The sequence below is a fragment of the Nonomuraea ferruginea genome, from assembly GCF_039540635.1.
In the GTDB taxonomy this organism is placed as follows: Bacteria; Actinomycetota; Actinomycetes; order Streptosporangiales; family Streptosporangiaceae; genus Nonomuraea; species Nonomuraea ferruginea.
The window spans coordinates 74,519-89,580 of sequence record NZ_BAABFD010000023.1; the positions used below are offsets into that span (position 1 = coordinate 74,519).

Below are 15,062 nucleotides of genomic sequence, written 5' to 3' on the forward strand. Positions count from 1 at the left end.
GGACGCGGTGTGTTCACCAAATACCCATGTGGCGGATATCACAAGGGGGCCGGGGCAAAGAAAGTGGCCGGTGCCGGGATGGCCTACGATCGACATCGCGATGCTGAAACTCCTGCGCCCGGCCGTGACCCGGCTACTCACCCCGTTGGGCAGGGCACTGGTCCGCCGCGGGATCGGCCCGGACGCCGTCACGGCGATCGGCACTCTCGGCACGGTGGTCTCCGCCCTGTTCTTCTTCCCCATGGGCCTGCTCACCGCCGGCGCCCTGGTGATCACCGTGTTCGTGCTGTTCGACCTGCTCGACGGCGTGGTGGCGCGGCTCGGCGGGGGAGGGGGCAGCACGTGGGGGGCGTTCCTCGACTCCACGCTCGACCGGGTCGCCGACGCGGCCATCTTCTCCGGGCTGATCCTCTACTTCATCGCCGACGGTGACGCCCTGCTGGCGGGAGTGACGCTGTTCGCCCTGGTGGCGGGCCTGCTGGTGTCCTACGCGAAGGCGCGGGCCGAAGGGCTCGGGCTGACCTGCGACGTGGGGCTGGCCGAGCGTCCCGAGCGGCTGGTGGTGGTCCTGGTCGCCGCCTGCTTCTCCGGGCTGGGGGTGCCCTACCTGCTGGCGGCCGGCATGTGGTTGCTCGCGGCGGCCGGAGCCGTCACCGTTGTACAGCGCGTGGTCCATGTCTACCGGCAGACGAGGGAGCGATGAGCGGCAAGCCGTCAGTCACCGATCGCGTCGTCGCCGCGGGGTTCGCGGCGGGCTGGACGCTGGTCCCCTACCTGCCCGAACGCCCGACGGCCGCGGCGTTCGGGTTCCTGGCCGACCGGGTGTGGCGGCGGCGCGGCAGGTCGGTGCGCCGCCTGGAGGCCAACCTGGCCAGGGTGACCGGGCTGCGGCCCGGCAGCAGCGAGCTCGGCGAGCTCACCAGGGCCGGCATGCGGTCCTACTTCCGCTACTTCCACGAGATCTTCCGGCTGCCCTCCATCGACCGCGCGGAGATCGTCCGGCGCACCCACGTGGTCGGCGCCGAACACGTCCACGGCAACGTCGCCGCGGGCCGCGGCGTGGTGCTGGCGCTGCCCCACATGGGCAACTGGGACGCCGCGGGCGCCTGGCTGGTCGGCGTCGGCCATCCGTTCACCACCGTGGCGGAGCGGCTGCGGCCCGAGTCGCTGTTCCGCCGCTACGTGCGCTTCCGCGAGGGGCTGGGCATGGAGGTGCTGCCGCTGACCGGCGGCGACGGCCACAACTTCGGCACCCTCGCCTCCCGGGTGCGCAAGGGCGGCGTGGTGTGCCTGCCGGCCGAGCGCGACCTGACCAAGAGCGGCGTCGAGGTGCAGTTCTTCGGCGCGGCCACCAAGGTGCCTGCCGGCCCGCCGCTGCTGGCCGTGCAGACCGGTGCCGCGCTGCTGCCCGCCGTCGTCTACTTCGACGGCGCCGACTGGGGCATCCACATCCACGAGGAGGTGCCGGTGCCCGAGGAGGGCACCCGCCAGGAGAAGGTCGCGGCCGTGGCGCAGGGCCTGGCAGACGTCTTCGAGAAGGGCATCGCCGAACACCCCGAAGACTGGCACATGCTGCAGCGCCTGTGGCTGGACGACCCGCGGTGAGGATCGGCATCGTCTGCCCCTACTCGTGGGACGTGCCCGGCGGTGTCAAGCAGCACGTCGACGACCTGGCCCAGGCGCTCATGGCGCAGGACCACGAGGTCTCCGTCATCGCGCCTGCCAGTGACGACGACGAGCTCCCCGGCTACGTGACGGGCGCCGGCCGCGCGGTGCCGGTGCCCTACAACGGGTCGGTGGCCCGGATGTCGTTCGGCTTCCTGTCGGCCGCCCGGGTGCGCCGCTGGGTGCGCAACGGCCGTTTCGACGTGCTCCACATCCACGAGCCGCTGATCCCCAGCCTGGGCGTGCTGGCCTGCTGGGCGGCGAAGGGACCGATCGTGGCCACCTTCCACGCCTCCTTCACCCGCTCCCGGGCGATCGCGATGGCCGAGCCGCTGCTGCAGAGCGCGCTGGAGAAGCTGAGCGGCCGCATCGCGGTCTCCGACGCCGCCCGCAAAAGCCTGGTCGAGCAGTTCGGCGGCGACACCGTGGTGATCCCCAACGGCGTGACCGTCAGCCGCTACACCGACGCCGAGCCGCTCGACGGCTGGGGGCCCGGCGGCGCCACGATCGGCTTCCTCGGCCGCATGGACGAGGAGCGCAAGGGCCTGCCGATCCTGCTCGACGCCTTCAACCTGCTGGCCGCCGAGCGGCCTGACGTCAAGCTGCTGATCGCCGGGCCCGGCGACACCGGCGACGTCTACGACCGGGTGCGCAAGGAGTTCCGCGACCGGGTGACCGTGCTCGGCATGGTGAGCGAGGCCGACAAGATCCGTGCCTACCACTCGGTCGACGTGTTCTGCGCGCCCAACACCCGCGGCGAGAGCTTCGGCATCGTCCTCGCCGAGGCCATGGCCTCCGGCGCGACGGTGCTGGCCAGCGACATCCCGGCGTTCCGCAAGGTGCTCGGCGAGGGGCAGGCGGGCGCGCTGTTCGCCAACGGCGACCCGGCCTCGCTGGCGCGCGAGGCGGGCGCGCTGCTCGACGCGCCGGACCGGCGGGCCAAGCTCGCCGAGGAGGCCCTGGTCGCGGTCATGAAGTACGACTGGTCGACGGTCGCGCGTGACGTGGTGCGCGTCTACGAGACGGTGACGGCGGCCGGCGCCGGCGTGGAGGAAGACCTGTGACACCCACGATGATCGTCCTGGTCGTGGGCATCGTCGTGGTGCTCACGGCCGTCTACATCTCCTGGCGGGCGGGCCGCCTGGACCGGCTGCACATCCGGCTGGAGCTGGCCCGCGAGGCGCTGGAGGCGGCGCTGGTGCGGCGGCGGGCCGTGGTGCTGGAGCTGGCCGGCTCCCGGCTGCTCGACCCGGCGACCTCGCTGGTGCTGGCGGCGGCCGCGCACGAGGCCAGGATGGCCGGTCCCGAGGAGCGCGAGCACGCCGAGAGCGACCTGTCGGGGGCGCTGCGCGCGGTGGCGGACCAGGAGCGGTTCAGGGAGAGGCTGGGCGAGTCGCCCGGCGGCCAGGACCTGCTGGAGGAGCTGGACGCCGCGGTGGCCAAGGTGGTCTACTCGCGCCGCTTCTACAACAACGCGGTCGCGGTCACGCGGGCGGCGCAGCGGCGGTGGCTGGCGCGCACGCTGCGCCTGGCGGGTCATACGGAGTATCCGCAATTCTTCGAGATCGATGACAATCCGCCCGCGACGATGGCAACTGAATGACCCGGTTTGAGGGAGACCGGTAAGCTTCCATCCGTTCTGGGCAAAAGCGGAGGAGTGTACAGGTGCGGCTACCCCGGATGATCACCGTGACGCTGGCCGGGCTGGCTGTTCTGCTCCCCGTCACGGCCTGCTCGTCGGACGAGCCCGCGGGGGGCGCCGCCCCGCAGGCCAGCGAGTCGGCCACGCCGACCGAGGAGCCGACGCCGGAGAACCTGCATCCCTTCACCGGGCAGCCCGCCGACAAGATGAAGCCGGTGCTCGCCGTCAAGATCGAGAACACCGCGGCGGGCAAGCCGCAGATGGGTCTCAAGAGCGCCGACATCGTGTACGTCACGCAGGTCGAGGCCGGCCTGACCCGCCTGATCGCGGTCTTCTCCTCGAAGATCCCGGCCAAGATCGGGCCGGTCCGCAGCGCCCGCATCACCGACCTGCACGTGGCGCCCATGTTCGGCGAGCCCGCGTTCGCGTACTCGGGCGCGCAGACCAAGATGCTGCCGTTCATCGCCGAGGCGTCGCTGCACGACGTCTCCGACAGCCGGGTGCCCGGCGCCTACTACCGCGAGCCCGGCCGCTACGCCCCCTACAACCTGTTCGCCAGGCCCAAGAAGCTCCTGGCCGCCGCCCGGCAGGCGAGCAAGGCCGGCGACATCGGCTTCACCTTCGGCGACCCGCCCGCGGAGGGCGGCGTCGACCGCACGTCGTACACCGTCAAGTGGCCCGCTGCCCGCTTCACCTTCCGCTGGTCGGAGGACGAGAAGCAGTGGCTGATCTGGCAGGACGGCAAGAAGGACGTGGCGGCGGAGGGCGGCCAGCTCGGCGCGTCCACGGTCGTCATCCAGTACACCAAGACCGAGCGCTCCGAGTTCCACGACTCCAACCAGAGCTACACGCCGCTGGTGAAGACCGTCGGCAAGGGCTCGGCCATCGTGCTGCGCGACGGCAAGGCGTACAAGGCGAGGTGGGAGCGGGAATCCGAAGAGGGCGGCACGACGTTCACCACACAGAGCGGCGAGCCGATGAACTTCGCGCCCGGTCAGGTCTGGGTGGCGCTCGCCAGCCGCAAGCCCGTGACGCCGTGACGTACAAAACTCCGCGCCATTCGTGACATGGTGGCATGCGGGGGAGAAGTGCCTCAGGACCTACGATGGGTTTGAAAACTTACCGTTCCCCCTAGCTCGTGAGGAAGACCGTTGTCCACCAGCACGCCCGAAACCCCGTCGACCACCGGCACCGGCACCGCCCGCGTCAAGCGAGGCATGGCGGAGATGCTCAAGGGTGGCGTCATCATGGACGTCGTCACCCCCGAGCAGGCGAAGATAGCCGAGGACGCCGGTGCGGTCGCCGTCATGGCCCTGGAGCGCGTGCCCGCCGACATCCGTGCGCAGGGCGGCGTCTCCAGGATGAGCGACCCCGACATGATCGACGGGATCGTCAACGCCGTCTCGATCCCCGTCATGGCCAAGGCCCGCATCGGCCACTTCCTCGAGGCGCGGGTGCTGCAGTCGCTCGGCGTAGACTACGTCGACGAGTCCGAGGTGCTCACCCCGGCCGACTACGCCAACCACATCGACAAGTGGCAGTTCACGGTGCCCTTCGTGTGCGGCGCCACCAACCTGGGCGAGGCCCTGCGCCGCATCACCGAGGGCGCGGCCATGATCCGCTCCAAGGGCGAGGCCGGCACCGGCGACGTCTCCAACGCCGTCACCCACATGCGCACCATCCGCGGCGAGCTCAAGCGCCTCGCCTCGCTGCCCGAGGACGAGCTGTACGTTGCCGCCAAGGAGCTGCAGGCCCCGTACGAGCTGGTCGCCGAGGTGGCCAAGGCCGGCAAGCTGCCGGTCGTGCTGTTCACCGCGGGCGGCATCGCCACCCCGGCCGACGCCGCGATGATGATGCAGCTCGGCGCCGAGGGCGTGTTCGTCGGCTCCGGCATCTTCAAGTCGGGCGACCCGGCCAAGCGCGCCGCCGCCATCGTCAAGGCCACCACCTTCCACGACGACCCCGACGTCATCGCCAAGGTCTCGCGCGGCCTGGGCGAGGCCATGGTCGGCATCAACGTCGACGAGATCCCGCAGCCGCACCGCCTGGCCGAGCGCGGCTGGTAACCGGCGCGTCGCACCCCGTGTCCGGGCCCGCCGGATGAGACGATCTTGTCCGGCGGGTGACCCGTACAGTGGGTGCTTATTTCCGAAAATGGCGACATCCGCGAAGGATGTCGCCATTTTTGTGTTGATCGGCGTTCACTCGGGAGTCAGGATCACCAGTCAGGATACGGACGTCCCCCTGGCCATGATCGCCTCCTCAGGAGCCTCCCATGCCCGAGCTCAACCGCCGGCACTTCCTCGTCACCGGTCTGGCGGCCGGCGCGGCCGCCGCCATCCCCGCCGCCGCGCACGCGGACCCCGGGACCGCGCAGGCCCTCGCCTCACGCGATCCGCGCACCGATCCCTTCACCCTCGGCGTCGCCTGCGGCGACCCCGGCAGCGACGGCTTCGTGCTGTGGACCAGGCTCGCCCCGCAGCCGCTGGCCGAGGACGGCCTCGGCGGCATGCCGGCCCGGCCCGTCCAGGTGCGCTGGCAGGTGTACGCCGACGAGCGCTGCCGCCGCCTGGTCCGCTCCGGCGTCGCCGTCGCCGCGCCGGAATGGGGCCACAGCGTGCACGTCGAGCTGGACGGCCTCAGCGCCGGGCGCGACTACTGGTACCGCTTCCGCGCCGGCCCGTACGTCTCGCCTGTCGGGCGCGCCCGCACCGCGCCGCACCCGCACTCCTACGGCGGCCCGCTGGCGATGGCCTTCGTCTCCTGCAGCCAGTACGAGCACGGCTACTTCACCGCCTACCGCAGGCTCGCCGAGGAGCACCCCGACCTCATACTGCACCTGGGCGACTACCAGTACGAGTACGCCAGGAACAGCTACGAGGCCCCCGGCGGCAACGTCCGCGACCACGAGGGCCCGGAGACCGAGACCCTCGCCGGCTACCGGCTCCGGCACGCCCAGTACAAGACCGACCCCGACCTGCGGGCCGCGCACGCCGCCGCGCCGTGGCTGGTCGTCTGGGACGACCACGAGGTGGACAACAACTGGGCCGGCGAGGTCCCCGAGCGCCCCGACCGGCCGCAGCCGGACTTCCTCGCCCGGCGCGAGGCCGCCTTCCGCGCCTACTACGAGAACATGCCGCTGCGCCGTGACTCCATCCCGCGCGGCGTCGACATGCAGCTGTTCCGGCGGGTGCGGTGGGGCCGGATGGCCACCTTCCACATGCTCGACACCCGCCAGTACCGCGACGACCAGGGCTGCGGCGACGGCTACCGCGACTGCCCCGACGCCACCGACCCCGCCAGGTCCATCACCGGCGCCCGGCAGGAGGAGTGGCTGCTCGACGGCTTCCGCCGCTCCGGCGCCCGGTGGGACGTCCTCGGCCAGCAGGTGTTCTTCGCCCAGCGCGACAACAACGCCGGACCCGCCAAGGTCACCAGCCAGGACGCCTGGGACGGCTACGTCGCCTCCCGGCGGCGCATCACCCAGGGCTGGATCGACGCCGGCGTGCGCAACCCGGTCGTGCTCACCGGCGACGTGCACGCCCACTGGGCCGCCGACCTCAAGCTCGACTACGACGACCCGACCGGGCCCTCGGTCGGCTCCGAACTCGTCGCCACCTCCATCACCAGCGGCGGCGACGGCGCCGACTCCGACCCCGCCACGCACCCCTTCCTGGGCATCAACCCCCACCTGCGCTTCTACAACAACCAGCGCGGCTACGTGATCACCCGGGTCGAGCGCGAGCGGCTCACCGCCGACTTCAAGGTGGTGCCGACCGTACGCGAGCCCGGCGCGGAGGCGCACACCAAGGCCACCTTCGTGATCGAGGACCGGGTCCCGGGCGTCCAGCAGACCTACCTGCGTCCGCTCGACCCGTCGGCCCGCTCCAGCGGCCAGATGACGGCCGAGGACACCGTCCGCTGGGAGACCGAACGCCCGTGATCTTCTGGGGGCGGAACCCCGCCCCCAGCCCTCCCCTCCCGGAGACGGCTATCCGGGAGGGGATCCCAGACCCTCGCCTCTGAGGTCCTCCCAGGAGCTGGGATGCCGCACTCCGTAAGGTCGTGCCGACCGTACGCGAGCCCCGTGCGGAGGCGTACACCAAGGCCACCTTCGTGATGACCGGATCCCGGGCGTTGCGCCGATTCGACCCGTCGGCCCGTGTCAGCGGCCAGATGACGGCCGAGGACACCGTCCGCTGGACGATCGAATGCCCGTGACCCCTCTGAGGGCGGAACCCCGCCCCAGGAGACGGCTACCCACAGATCCTGAACGTGGCGTTCTCTCCGGCGCGGATCCCGGACGCTCGCCCGTGCGGCCCGGGGGCCGGCCGCTACCACTGCGCGACCATCCACCCCGAGCTCACGCTTGCCCGTGGGGCCGGGGGACGGCCCCCACGGGTCCTGAGCGCGGCGTTCCCTCCAACGCGGATTCCCAACGCCGGCCCGTGAGGCCCGAGGGCTGTTACCCGCAGATCCTGAGCGCGGCGTTCTCCGCCGACGCGGATCCCAGAGCCTCGCCCGTGAGGACCTCGAGGAGGTGGGATCGCCCCATGACGCTCGCGCGCGAGGTGGGGGTTTTCGGGTCCTGGCGCGTCACGCTCGCGCGGGGAGGCTTCTCGGGCGCGGACGGTTGTGATGCCCGCGTGAGGTGGAGTTTTGGGGCGCGTTGTGAAGGTGCGCGCGGGAGGTGGGCTGGGACCGCGGTTTTGATGTCCGCGCGGGAGGTGAGCTGGGACCGCGGTTTGATGTCCGCGCAGGAGGTGAGCTGGGACCGCAGTTGTGACGTCCGTGCCAAGGCGGGGTTTTCGGGCCTTGGCTGGTGACACTCGCGCGAGACTAGGTTTTCCCGACTCTGGTTCGTGACGTTCGTGTCGGGGGGCCGCGGACTCTCGCTCGTGGCGTCGTCCCGGAAGCGGGAGTTGCGGGTCTCGCCCGGTGATGAGGCCGGTGGGGTTCCCAGGCTCCGTTTCGCCGGGGTGGGGCTGGGTTGCTGTCTGCTCGTACGGGATCCGCGGGAGTCTGGCCATCTGGTTGGATGCGTTCGTGGTCGCACGGCTGATCCTCACGCTGGCCCTGACCGTCACGGGCGTCGCGACGGACGGGCGGGTCCGGCTGTCGGTGCTCAGTTGGAACGTGTGCGCGGGCACGAACGCGGCGTGCGCCCTGTACCGGGCCGGAGCCCAGGAACTGGCCTGGAACATCAGCGGGCACGCGATCGGCACCCCCGTCCGCCCGGACGTGATCTTCCTGCAGGAGTTCTGCTCCGGCGCGACCCACACCCTCGAACGCACGCTGGAGATCCGCACCGGCCGCGCCTGGACGGTCGGCTCCTGGAGCCTGCTGGACTCCGCCGGCGTCCCGTACCCGTGCCACCCCGACCGCCTAGGCCGCCCGCGCGGCGCGCAGAGCATCGCCGTCGCCGTCGCCCGCCACGAGGCCGACTTCCGCGTCCATCCGCTGCCCTCCCCGCCCTGGTACGTACGCCGCGCCGTCCTCTGCGCCACCGTTCGGGCCATCCGCGTGCACGCCTGCAACACCCACCTGTCGGCCGGCACCCCGTACGACGACAGGCAGCCGGGCGCCCCCTACCGCACCAAACAGATCAGAAGGCTGCTCGACATCGCCGCCAAGGAGGGCCACCGGGCCGTCTTCGGCGGCGACCTGAACGCCGCGCCGCCGGACAGCCGCACCGGCGCCGCCGCCGGCCGCCGCGCGGTCGCCCCCGCCTACCGGCGTCACCGGGAGTGCGACCAGCGCGGCGGCGACCGCACCGGACGGTGGACGCACCTCGGCAGCGGCGGGCGCAAGAAACTCGACTACGTGTTCGCGCCGCCCGGCGCCGTCCGCCGCTGCCACGTCGGCCACGGCGTCACGCTCTCCGATCACCGGCCGCTCTACGCCGAACTGGCTCTGTAGGAAGATGTCAGGTATGTGCGGTGTTGAACGGACGACACCCTGAAGCTGACGGAAGGACGACCGTGCCCGAAATCGGGGTACTCGCTCTGCAAGGCGACGTGCGTGAGCATGTGCGCATGCTCCAGGAGGCGGGCGCCGAGGCCCGCCCCGTGCGCCGGCCGGCCGAGCTCGACGCCGTCGACGCCCTGGTCATCCCCGGCGGCGAGTCGACCACCATGTGGAAGCTCGCCGAGACCTTCGACATGCTCGAACCGCTGCGGATGCGGGTCAAGGAAGGCATGCCCGCCTACGGCTCGTGCGCCGGCATGATCATGCTGGCCGACCGCATCGAGGACGGCGTCGCCGGCCAGCAGACGATCGGCGGCATCGACATGGTGGTCAGGCGCAATGCCTTCGGCCGCCAGGTCGACTCCTTCGAGGCCGGCCTCGACTTCGCCGGCGCCCCCGTGCACGCCGTCTTCATCCGCGCCCCCTGGGTCGAATCGGTCGGGCCGGGAGTCGACGTGCTGGGGCGGGCCGAGCCTGGGGATAGGATCGTCGCGGTCCGACAGGGGCCGTTGCTCGCGACGTCGTTCCATCCCGAGCTGACGGGAGACACGCGCGTGCACCGATACTTCGTAGACATGGTGAGGGAGCTATAGGCGATGTCCGGCCACTCCAAATGGGCGACGACGAAGCACAAGAAGGCCGCGCTCGACGCCAAGCGCGGCAAGCTGTTCGCGAAGCTCATCAAGAACATCGAGGTGGCGGCCAGGACTGGCGGGCCTGACCCGGATGCCAACCCCACGCTGTTCGACGCGATCTTCAAGGCGAAGAAGAACTCGGTCCCCAACGACAACATCGAGCGGGCCCGCAAGCGTGGCGGCGGCCTGGAGGCCGGCGGCGCCGACTACCAGGTCATCATGTACGAGGGCTACGCCCCCGGCGGCGTCGCGGTGCTCATCGAGTGTCTGACCGACAACCGCAACCGCGCCGCCTCGGAGGTCCGGGTCGCGCTGACCCGCAACGGCGGCTCGCTGGCCGACCCCGGCTCGGTGTCCTACATGTTCAACCGCAAGGGCGTCGTGATCGTGCCCGGCGACGGGCTCGACGAGGACACCGTGCTCATGGCCGTCCTCGACGCGGGCGCCGAGGAGGTCAACGACCTGGGCGAGTCGTTCGAGGTGGTGTGCGAGGCGGGCGACCTGGTGCCGGTGCGCAAGGCGCTGCAGGACGCCGGCATCGACTACGACTCGGCCGACTCCAGCTTCCTGCCGACGATGAGCGTGCCCCTCGACGAGGAGGCCGCCAAGAAGGTGTTCCGGCTCATCGACGCGCTCGAGGACAGCGACGACGTGCAGAACGTCTACGCCAACTTCGACGTCTCCGACGAGGTCATGGAGAAGCTCGACGCCTGACGGGCCGCCGTCGCGAGCCTGCTCCTCGCGGGCGCTCAGTGCGCCGTCGCGCGGAGGCGGGCGCGTCGTCCGGCCTGGGTAGCCGAGGGCTCACGGCGTGCCGTCAGCGACCTCCTGGGGGCCGTCCCAGGGGGGCCGTCGTTCCCGCTCGGCGCGTTCCCGGACGCGTAGCAGGGCGGGCCGGAATCGGCATAGGGTCGGGCGTCGTGACCTCCCGCACTCCTGACTCCCCGGCCCCGGTGCTGGGCTGGCTGCTCCTCATGCCGGCCGTGCTGGGCATGCTGATCACCTTGCTCCTGCCCACGGTCCTGACGATCGGCTTCAGCCTGCGCTCGGGCGGGCTCGTGGGGCCGAGCGCGTTCGCCGGGCTCGGCAACTACGGCCGGCTGTTCGGCGACGACTCGTTCTGGCCGGCGCTCGGCTTCACCCTGTCGGTGACGATCATGCCGCTGCTCGTCGCCCTGGTGGTCGCGCCGCTGCTGGCGCTCGCCCTCGACCGGGGCGGCGCCTGGGTCAGGCGGGCCGGGCGCATCCTGCTGTCGCTGTCCCTGGTGACCTTCTCGCCGGCCGCCGTCGCCGTCTCCTGGCTGCGCGGGCTCCGGCCGGACGCCGAGGGCCTGACGGCCATGGCACGCTCCCTCGCCGAACCGGCGACCGCCCCGGGAACGCTCCGGCTCATCGTCGCCGCGGCCACCTTCGGCGTGGTGTGCGCGCTGGCCGTCCTGGCGTTCCTGCCCGCCCTGCGCGGCGGCACCGTCACCCCGGCCATGCTCGCGGTCGCCGGGATCGTCGCGCTCGCCACCGTCGCGGCGGGGCTGCAGCTGTTCACGCTCGGGCTGGTGCTGACCGGGGGCGGGCCGCGCGACTCCACCCAGACGCTCGCGCTCCTGCAGTACACGTTCACCTGGCGGGCGGCCAGGCTGGGCATGGGAGCCGCGATCGCCACCCTGACGGGCGTGATCCTCGGCGTGCTCGGCATCGCCGCCACCATCCTCGCGATCGCCACCCGCATGCGCCTCACCGTGACCCCCGCCACCGCTCCGGACGAGGATCACTCCGCGCGGGCTTCCGCGGCGGGCCCAGGCAGTCCGTACTTCCAGGCCCGGCCGCAGGACGCCGGGCTCGCGACCGGGCTGTCCGGCCAGCCGCCGGGCGCGGCCGTCCCGTACGGCGCCGCGCCCCCTCCGGGCAACCCGTACGCGCCGGGCACCCCGTACGAGACCGGGGCCGGGAAGCCGGACACCGCCCGGAAGCCCTCGGCGGCGGGCATGGCCGTCGGGGTGGCCGCGCTGCTCGTGGCGACGGTTCTCGTCTTCCTGTGGAGCCGGCCCTGGCTGTCGGCCCTTCTCCAGCCGGCGGAGGCGGGCGCGCCCCACGGGCGGAACGTGCACCTGAACACCTGGCTGCCCGCCTTCGCCGGCGCGCTGGTCTCCGTCGGCGTCGCCTATCTCGGCGCGCTCGGCATCGGCGGCCTGCGCCCGCTGGGCAGGCGCAGCGAGTGGCTCCTGCTGCCGTTCGCCCCCTGGCTGTTCGTCGGCGCGGGCCCGCTCAGCATCGCCAACTGGAACACCCTGCGCGGCCTCGGTCTCGTCGACACCGTCGCCGCCCTCGTGCCACCGCTGCTCGTCAGCGTGCCCGCCCTGGTCATCCTCACCCTGCTCTGCAAGGGCCTGGCCGAGCGCAACACCGGCGACCTGCTCTCAGGCGTCGTCAGACCCTCGTTCCCGATGGCCTGCGTCCTGGTCGTCGCCGTCACGCTGGTGAACGCCCAGGACCTGCTCTGGCCGCTCCTGGTCACCCAGCAGCCGGACCTGGCCACCGCGCCGCTCGCCCAGTTCATGGCGTCGAGCCAGTTCCCCGGCGGCGGCGCCGACGTGGGTCTCGCCACACCGCTGATCGCGATCGTGCTCGCGCTCGCCGCCGCCGTCGCGGCGCAACTGCTGTACTTGGACCGGCTCGCCCTCACCGTCGGGCGCGATATCGGGTCGCGGGAGCACGGGCCGGATGCTTAGGTTGGACGGTTGTGGACATTCGTGACCTGACGGCCGACGACCTCGACGCCGTGCTCGACCTTCGCAAGCGCGCCTTCGGCCCCATCCCCGCCGGACACGTGGAGACCTTCCGCAAGCTGGTGCACCCGACCCTGGCCGCGGGCCGCTACCTGGGCGCCTTCGACGGCGGCCGGATGGCGGCCGCCGCCCGGCTGCGGCCCTTCACCCAGTGGTGGCACGGCAGGCCGCAGCCCATGTCCGGCGTCGCCGGCGTGACCGTCAGCCCGGAAGACCGCGGGCGCGGCGTCGGCAGCCTCATCATGCGCGCCGTGATCGAGCGGGCCGCCGCGCTCGGCGACGCCGTGTCGGCGCTCTATCCCGCCACCACCCCCATCTACCGGTCGCTCGGCTACGAGCACGCGGGCGCCCAGAACCTGATGACCCTGCCCGCCGAGGCGCTGCGCACCATCCCGCCAGGCAAGGACGTCAAGCTCCGCCGGATGGGGCCCGACGACGCCGCCGAGGTCATCGCCCTGCTGCACCGGCTGCACGGCGCCGCCCGCGCCAGCGGCCCCATCACGTACGGGGAGGACATCTGGCGGCTGTGGCTGTCCGAGGAGGACGACTTCCTCTACCTGGCCGACGACGGGTTCGTCGTCTACCGGTGGGACGGCCAGGACATCGAGGTCGACGGCGTGGTCGCCGGCTCGGCCGACACCGCCAGGGCGCTGTGGTCGCTGGTCGGCACGTCCTCGTCGGTCGCCAAGCAGGTCAAGGCCGTGGTCGCGCCCGACGACCCGGTGCTGTGGCTGCTGCGCGAGCGGTCGAAGGAGAAGACCGAGCAGGTGCGGTGGATGTTCCGGGTCATCGACCTGGTGGAGGCGGTGGCGCGCCGGGGCTATCCGGCCGCGGTCGGAGCCGCCGCCGTCGTCCGGGTGGATGACCCGCTGCGGGCGGGCAACGCGGGCTTGTGGCGCCTGGAGTTCGCGGACGGCTCGGGCGCCGCCACCTGGCTCGGCCAGGCGGACGCCGCCGGGGAAGACGCGCCCGTGCTGAGCGTGAACGCCTTCTCGGCCCTGTACGCGGGCATCCCGACCGCCACGCTGCGGCGCGGCGGGCTCATGACCGGCGACGAGCGCCACGACGAGGTGCTCGACGCCGCGTTCGCCGCTCGCCCGTACATGCTCGACTACTTCTGACAGGCGTTTCCCGGTGCGCGAGCAGGCCGGGCGGGGTAGAGTCTCGTGCCGAACTAGTGTTCGGCGGGGCGGGGAGGCATGCCGGTGCGGGTGATGGGCGTCGATCCGGGGCTGACCCGGTGCGGCCTGGGAGCCGTCGAGGGGCGCCCGGGCGCGCCGCTCAGCCTGGTGGCCGTCGGGGTGGTCCGCACCGCCGCCGGCGACGAGCTGGGCGCGCGGCTCGTCGGCATCGAGGCCGGCATCGAGCAGTGGCTCGACGACGTGCGCCCCGACGCCGTCGCGGTCGAGCGGGTCTTCGCCCAGCACAACGTCCGCACCGTCATGGGCACCGCCCAGGCCGCCGGCATCGCCGTGCTGTGCGCCGCCCGCCGCGGCCTGCCGGTCGCGCTCCACACGCCGTCCGAGGTCAAGGCCGCCATCACCGGCAGCGGCACCGCCGACAAGAAGCAGATCGGCGCCATGGTCACCCGGCTGCTGCGGCTGAGCGAGATGCCCAGGCCGGCCGACGCCGCCGACGCGCTGGCGCTGGCCATCTGCCACGTGTGGCGCGGCGGCGCCCAGCACCGCCTGGCCGAGGCCGTCGCCCGCGCCTCGCGGAAGGGCGTGCGGCCGTGATCGCCTCCGTGACCGGCCGGGTGGCCGCCGTCGCCCCCGACGCGGCCGTCGTCGAGGTCGGCGGCGTCGGCGTCCTCGTCCACTGCACGCCAGGCACTCTCGCCACGCTCAGGACCGGGCAGGAGGCGCGCCTGGCCACCTCTCTCGTGGTGCGCGAGGAGTCACTCACCCTGTACGGTTTCGCGACCGACGACGAGCGGGCCGTCTTCGAGTTGCTCCAGACGGCCAGCGGCGTCGGCCCCAAGCTCGCCCTGGCCATGCTCGCCGTCCACTCCCCGCAGGCCCTGCGCGTGGCCGTGGCCGGAGCCGACCTCAAGGCGCTCACCCAGGTGCCGGGCATCGGCCAGAAGGGCGCCCAGCGCATTGTCCTGGAGCTGAAAGACCGCCTGGGCGCCTCCCCGGAGGCGGTCGACGCCGCGCTCAACGGCTCGCGCAAGGACACCCTGTGGCGCGAGCAGGTCCACTCGGGGCTGGTCGGGCTGGGCTACTCCGGCAAGGACGCCGACGAGGCCGTCGCCGCCGTCGAGCCCCAGGCGGAGGCCGACCTGGCCGCCGGCCGCGCGCCGCAGATCGCCGCCCTCCTGAAGGCCGCGCTCCGGGCGCTGAGCATCCGATGACTCGCCACCCCGGAGGC

General features: G+C 72.5%; 15 protein-coding genes. All 15 read left to right on the top strand.

From position 1 onward, the window contains the following. Nucleotides 1-100 precede the first annotated feature (100 nt). The 15 genes from pgsA to ruvA all read left to right on the top strand — a co-directional run bounded on the left by pgsA (nt 101) and on the right by ruvA (nt 15,045). The gene (pgsA, locus tag ABD999_RS35850) at nt 101-703 is read left to right on the top strand and encodes a phosphatidylinositol phosphate synthase (RefSeq protein WP_148031178.1); all 603 of its coding nucleotides are present in this window, start codon (nt 101-103) and stop codon (nt 701-703) included. Continuing rightward, complete coding sequence (locus ABD999_RS35855; RefSeq protein WP_148031179.1) at nt 700-1,605, top strand: phosphatidylinositol mannoside acyltransferase; 906 nt, start codon at nt 700-702, stop codon at nt 1,603-1,605. The genes pgsA and ABD999_RS35855 overlap by 4 nt, the downstream gene beginning before the upstream one ends. Next, nucleotides 1,602-2,729 carry a glycosyltransferase family 4 protein gene (locus ABD999_RS35860; RefSeq protein WP_148031180.1) on the top strand — a complete coding sequence of 376 codons (1,128 nt, stop codon included), beginning with the start codon at nt 1,602-1,604 and terminating at the stop codon, nt 2,727-2,729. Before ABD999_RS35855 ends, ABD999_RS35860 begins: the two co-directional genes overlap by 4 nt. Before the next feature lie 8 nt (nt 2,730-2,737). After that, nucleotides 2,738-3,268 (top strand): LemA family protein, encoded by a 531-nt coding sequence (locus ABD999_RS35865; RefSeq protein WP_222709133.1) that lies wholly within the window; start codon nt 2,738-2,740, stop codon nt 3,266-3,268. Between the two features lie 62 nt (nt 3,269-3,330). Further along, a complete protein-coding gene (locus ABD999_RS35870) occupies nt 3,331-4,347 on the top strand; it encodes a DUF3048 domain-containing protein (RefSeq protein ID WP_261808499.1) in 1,017 nt (338 codons plus the stop codon). A 111-nt stretch (nt 4,348-4,458) separates the two neighbouring features. Then, entirely contained in the window at nt 4,459-5,373 is a 915-nt protein-coding gene (gene pdxS, locus ABD999_RS35875; protein WP_148031182.1) for a pyridoxal 5'-phosphate synthase lyase subunit PdxS, read from the top strand. A 209-nt stretch (nt 5,374-5,582) separates the two neighbouring features. Further along, nucleotides 5,583-7,250: an alkaline phosphatase D family protein gene (locus ABD999_RS35880; protein ID WP_271278463.1), complete on the top strand. Its 1,668-nt coding sequence runs from the start codon at nt 5,583-5,585 to the stop codon at nt 7,248-7,250. Between the two features lie 122 nt (nt 7,251-7,372). Next, nucleotides 7,373-7,528, top strand: a complete 156-nt coding sequence (locus tag ABD999_RS35885) for a hypothetical protein (protein WP_271278464.1) — start codon at nt 7,373-7,375, stop codon at nt 7,526-7,528. Nucleotides 7,529-8,353: 825 nt separating this feature from the next. Then, entirely contained in the window at nt 8,354-9,226 is an 873-nt protein-coding gene (locus tag ABD999_RS35890; protein ID WP_345483110.1) for an endonuclease/exonuclease/phosphatase family protein, read from the top strand. Between the two features lie 62 nt (nt 9,227-9,288). Continuing rightward, nucleotides 9,289-9,867: a pyridoxal 5'-phosphate synthase glutaminase subunit PdxT gene (gene pdxT, locus ABD999_RS35895; RefSeq protein WP_148031185.1), complete on the top strand. Its 579-nt coding sequence runs from the start codon at nt 9,289-9,291 to the stop codon at nt 9,865-9,867. Nucleotides 9,868-9,870: 3 nt separating this feature from the next. Beyond that, nucleotides 9,871-10,623: a YebC/PmpR family DNA-binding transcriptional regulator gene (locus ABD999_RS35900; protein WP_148031186.1), complete on the top strand. Its 753-nt coding sequence runs from the start codon at nt 9,871-9,873 to the stop codon at nt 10,621-10,623. 206 nt (nt 10,624-10,829) lie between these two features. Then, nucleotides 10,830-12,635, top strand: coding sequence for a carbohydrate ABC transporter permease (locus ABD999_RS35905; RefSeq protein ID WP_271279060.1), 1,806 nt, complete (start codon nt 10,830-10,832; stop codon nt 12,633-12,635). An 11-nt stretch (nt 12,636-12,646) separates the two neighbouring features. Continuing rightward, on the top strand, nt 12,647-13,813 hold the full coding sequence (locus tag ABD999_RS35910) for a GNAT family N-acetyltransferase (protein ID WP_261808500.1): 1,167 nt from the start codon (nt 12,647-12,649) through the stop codon (nt 13,811-13,813). A gap of 84 nt (nt 13,814-13,897) precedes the next feature. Next, nucleotides 13,898-14,428, top strand: a complete 531-nt coding sequence (gene ruvC / locus ABD999_RS35915) for a crossover junction endodeoxyribonuclease RuvC (protein WP_148034510.1) — start codon at nt 13,898-13,900, stop codon at nt 14,426-14,428. Further along, nucleotides 14,425-15,045, top strand: coding sequence for a Holliday junction branch migration protein RuvA (gene ruvA / locus ABD999_RS35920; protein ID WP_271279059.1), 621 nt, complete (start codon nt 14,425-14,427; stop codon nt 15,043-15,045). Before ruvC ends, ruvA begins: the two co-directional genes overlap by 4 nt. The last annotated feature ends 17 nt before the right edge of the window (nt 15,046-15,062 follow it).

Bases quoted from the DNA above. Each gene is read 5' to 3' on its own strand.
- pgsA (WP_148031178.1), top strand. From the start codon at position 101: ATGCTGAAACTCCTGCGCCCGGCCGTGACCCGGCTACTCACCCCGTTG.
- ABD999_RS35855 (WP_148031179.1), top strand. From the start codon at position 700: ATGAGCGGCAAGCCGTCAGTCACCGATCGCGTCGTCGCCGCGGGGTTC.
- ABD999_RS35865 (WP_222709133.1), top strand. From the start codon at position 2,738: ATGATCGTCCTGGTCGTGGGCATCGTCGTGGTGCTCACGGCCGTCTAC.
- ABD999_RS35880 (WP_271278463.1), top strand. From the start codon at position 5,583: ATGCCCGAGCTCAACCGCCGGCACTTCCTCGTCACCGGTCTGGCGGCC.
- ABD999_RS35900 (WP_148031186.1), top strand. From the start codon at position 9,871: ATGTCCGGCCACTCCAAATGGGCGACGACGAAGCACAAGAAGGCCGCG.